Source organism: Nocardia sp. NPDC060220 (assembly GCF_042727815.1).
Lineage (GTDB): Bacteria > Actinomycetota > Actinomycetes > Mycobacteriales > Mycobacteriaceae > Nocardia.
The window spans coordinates 1-3,641 of record NZ_JBHWZY010000710.1; the positions used below are offsets into that span (position 1 = coordinate 1).

Consider the following 3,641-nt stretch of genomic DNA (forward strand, 5'->3'; position numbering starts at 1 on the left):
GCGTCAGGTACTCGTCGAACGGTTCACCGAGCGCGAGCGCGATCAGCGCGCCCACGACGTTCAGGTCCTGACCCTGGCCGTCACCAACGACCACCCCTACGCCCAGGCACTGCTCATCCCGGATACGGCCATGCATACTCTCGAGGTGCTTCCGAAACTCGAGGCCGCGCTCGGCAAGCCGGTGCTGACGGCGAACCAGGTCACCATCTGGGAAGGTCTGCGGCTGGCGGGGGTCACTGCGGTCGCTCCCGAGCTGGGCGCGTTGTTCGCGGAGGGGAGTCGCCATGTCGATCATTGATTTCGAGCCGGTCAATCAGCAGTCCACCGCGGAGATGATCGCCGACCGCCTGCGCGAGGCGATCATGCGCGGTGCGCTGGCACCCGGCGCCCAGCTCGGGGAAGCCGATCTGGCAACCAGTTTCGGCGTCTCCCGCGGACCCGTGCGCGAGGCCATGCAACGTCTCGTGCAAGAGGGCCTGCTGTTCAGCATCCGCAACCGCGGCATCTTCGTCATCGAACTCACCACCGACGACGTCATCGACATCTACCGCGCCCGCACCGCCCTGGAAGGCGGCGCGCTCGACCTCATCCTCGACGGCCGCCGCGACATCGCCTACGCCGCACTGCGACCCAGCGTCACCGCCATGCGGCGCACCGCCGAGACCGGCGATGCCGCCGGTGTCTCCGACGCCGACCAGGCCTTCCACGAAGCGCTCGTCACCGCCGCCGACAGCCCCCGCCTCGTCCGTGCCGCCCGCACCCTGCTCATCGAAACCCGCATGTGCCTGGGCGCCCTCCAAACCACCTACCCCGACCTGCGCGAACAAGCCGGCGAACACGTCGAACTCCACGAAGCGATCGGCGCCGGCTCGCCCGAGCGTGCTCGCGCTCTGCTCGTAGAGCACATGGACGACGCGGTCCGGCGTTTGCGCGACCGCTAGCTGCCGCGGCTCGGGGGAGGGCATCACGGTGTCCGTCCGCAGCCGCAGCCGCAGCCGCAGCCGCAGCCGCAGCCGCAGTGCGCCGAGAGCGAGCGGGCGACGTGCGAGGCGATCGTGCGCGACGGGCACAATGGACCCGTACGATCACCTCGACTCCCCGCAGGAGCTCTCGTGGACAGCGAACAGCGCACACGCGCACAGGCTTTCGTCGATCTGCACCGCGAAGGCTGCTTCCTGCTGCCGAATGCCTGGGATGCGGGGAGTGCGCGAATTCTGGAGTCGGTGGGATTCCCCGCGATCGCGACCACCAGCGCGGGGGTCGCTTTCTCGTTCGGTCGCCCCGACCACGACTTCTTCACCGAGCACGGTGCGCACGGTCGCGTCGATCGTTCGACGATGATGGGGCGGATCCACGAGATCACCACCGCCGTGCGGGTGCCCGTCAGCGCCGATCTCGAGGAGGGGTATGGGCCGGACGCCCAGGAGGTGGCGACCACCCTCTCCCTCGCCATCGACGCCGGTGCTGCGGGCGGCAACATCGAGGACTTCACCGGCGACCGCACCACCCCGCTGTTCGACGAGGTGCACGCGGTGGATCGGGTCCGGGCGGCGCGCGCGGCGGTGGCCGCCAGTGGTGTGCCGTTCGTGCTCGTCGGCCGGACCGACGCGCTGCTGGTGGACGCCGGTCTCGACGAGGCGATCCGGCGCGCCAACTCCTACCTCGCCGCGGGCGCGGACTGCGCCTTCGTTCCCGGGGCGGCCGATGCCGCCACGATCGCCACGCTCGTCGAGGCGATCGACGGACCGCTCAACGTCGTCATGGGCCTGACCGGTGGCGGCCTGTCGATGGCCGAACTCGCCGACCTCGGCGTCCGCCGGGTCACCGTCGGCGGCAGCATCGCCCGACTGCTCTACCGCCACCTCCTCGACGCGGCCACCGAGCTCTCCGAGCACGGCACTTTCACCTACGGCGACACCCAACTCACCCAGACGGCGCTCAACGCCCACTTCACCGACCGCACCTGACGGGTGAGCTCACTCGGCGGCCTCCTCAGGAAGTAGGCCGGGCGCCTCGCAGGTCGAGGAGCATGCCGAGGTACCCCATTTCCTGACTTTGGGATTGGGCCATCGCGCGGGCGGCCTGCTTCACCGGACCCGAGGTGAGCAGGGTGTCGGCGGCGCGGGCCATCGTGACGCCGCCCGCGTGATGGCGGTACATCAGTTGCAGGAACAGGGTTTCGGCGTCGGCCGCACGGGCCCCCGCGAGGGTGTCGAGATCGGCGATGGTGGCCATACCGGGCATCGTGGTCGGCGCGGCGCTCGAGTGGTGGTGGGTTCCCGCCATCCAGGTCATCGGGACATCGGCCGTGGGTGCGGCGCCGGCCAGCTGGGTCCAGCCGAGCAAGGTGCCGATCTCCACGCGCTGAGTGTCGGCGATCTGGTCGGCCAGCCTGCGCACGGTGGGATCCGCGGCCGGGTCGAGGCGCTCGGTGAGGATCAGCGCCTGCTGATGGTGCGCGGTCATGTCCTGGACGAAGCCCAGCTCCGTTGTGGTGAGAACCGGTGCGGGTGTGGCCGTCTCGGTGACGAACAGCGGTCGTAGGGCCGCGCCGAGCGCCAGCAGGAACAGGACAGCGGCCGCCGCGAACGCCACGCGGATCACCTGGTTCACGGTCACGACCCGACCGTGGACTGCTGGTTCGCGGGCGGTGTGTACACCTCGTTGTCGAGCTGCAACACCATGAACCCGTTGTCGGAACAGGTGACATACAGCTGATCGCCACGCCACTCCGGCGGGGACAGGCACCAGTCCGTGGACAGGTCGCCGAACGCGATATCGCCTGCCCGAGCGGTCAGCACCTGCGCGGGATCGAACAGCCCCTCGGCCATCGACCGCAGTGCCGCCGGGGCGCTCATCACCGGAATGCCGATGATCGAGGCCAGGGCGTGGGGCGAGTTCCAGATCTCGAGATTGCGTCCGGTGCGGGCAGGCGGGTTGAAGTAGGCGATCTCGCGGATGTCGCCGGGATCGCGGACGTCGAACACCCGGATACCGGAGGAGATCCAGCCGCAGGCCAGGGCGGTCGGGTTGTCGGGACGGTCGGCGGTGCAGTAGTGCGATTCGTAGGAGAACGCCGAACCGCCCATCGAGGAACCGATACCCGCGTCGATATTGTCGGGCAGGTTGATCTCGAGTTTGATCTTCGCGGGGATCCTGGGCGCGCTGTCGTCGGACACGTCGATGAGTTTCACGCCACCGGAGCCGCCCTCGTCGACCGTGAACAGATGGGGCACACCGTCATAGGTCACGGGCACGCTGTGCTGGGTGGCCCAGCCGTCGGTCCAGAATGTGCGGCCGAGGTGGGGGACATGTGGATTCGGGTCGCGGCGTTGCACCGCGCTCACGTCGAGCACGGTGAATCCGCCCAGGGCGGAGATGTAGAGCCTGTTTCCGTCGGGACTCACCCCGAGCCCGTGTGCCTCGATCCCCGTCAGCCCCTGCCAGATCACCCGGGGATTCGCGGGGTCGGTGAGGTCGATCGCACTGAGAAAACCGGGAACCAGGCCCGACGCCCAATACGTGCGTCCGTCGGGGGAGAAGCCGCCCTCGTGTGTCGTGATCGGCAGCGGCATCAGCAGATTCGAGCCGGTTCCGGGATTGAGCAGCCGGGGATGCGCGCAATCGGAGATGTCGTACAC

4 protein-coding genes and 1 pseudogene are annotated in these 3,641 nt (G+C 69.0%); 3 read left to right on the top strand and 2 right to left on the bottom strand.

The window, feature by feature from the left end:
- The 3 genes and pseudogenes from ACFWF3_RS28185 to ACFWF3_RS28195 all read left to right on the top strand — a co-directional run.
- Positions 1 to 298, top strand: a pseudogene (locus ACFWF3_RS28185) (hypothetical protein); the annotation flags it as partial.
- On the top strand, positions 285 to 941 hold the full coding sequence (locus tag ACFWF3_RS28190) for a GntR family transcriptional regulator (RefSeq protein ID WP_379316485.1): 657 nt from the start codon (positions 285 to 287) through the stop codon (positions 939 to 941). The pseudogene ACFWF3_RS28185 and the gene ACFWF3_RS28190, both read left to right, overlap by 14 nt.
- A 171-nt stretch (positions 942 to 1,112) precedes the next feature.
- A complete protein-coding gene (locus ACFWF3_RS28195) occupies positions 1,113 to 1,967 on the top strand; it encodes an isocitrate lyase/phosphoenolpyruvate mutase family protein (protein ID WP_379316487.1) in 855 nt (284 codons plus the stop codon).
- Between the two features lie 25 nt (positions 1,968 to 1,992).
- On the opposite strand, the gene ACFWF3_RS28200 is transcribed toward ACFWF3_RS28195, so the two are convergent.
- Together ACFWF3_RS28200 and ACFWF3_RS28205 are read right to left on the bottom strand one after the other, a co-directional pair.
- Entirely contained in the window at positions 1,993 to 2,619 is a 627-nt protein-coding gene (locus tag ACFWF3_RS28200; protein WP_379316489.1) for a DUF305 domain-containing protein, read from the bottom strand.
- Positions 2,616 to 3,641: LVIVD repeat-containing protein (locus ACFWF3_RS28205; RefSeq protein ID WP_379316491.1), on the bottom strand; the 1,026-nt coding region annotated here is incomplete at its 5' end. The genes ACFWF3_RS28205 and ACFWF3_RS28200, both read right to left, overlap by 4 nt.

Bases quoted from the DNA above. Each gene is read 5' to 3' on its own strand.
- ACFWF3_RS28190 (WP_379316485.1), top strand. From the start codon at position 285: ATGTCGATCATTGATTTCGAGCCGGTCAATCAGCAGTCCACCGCGGAG.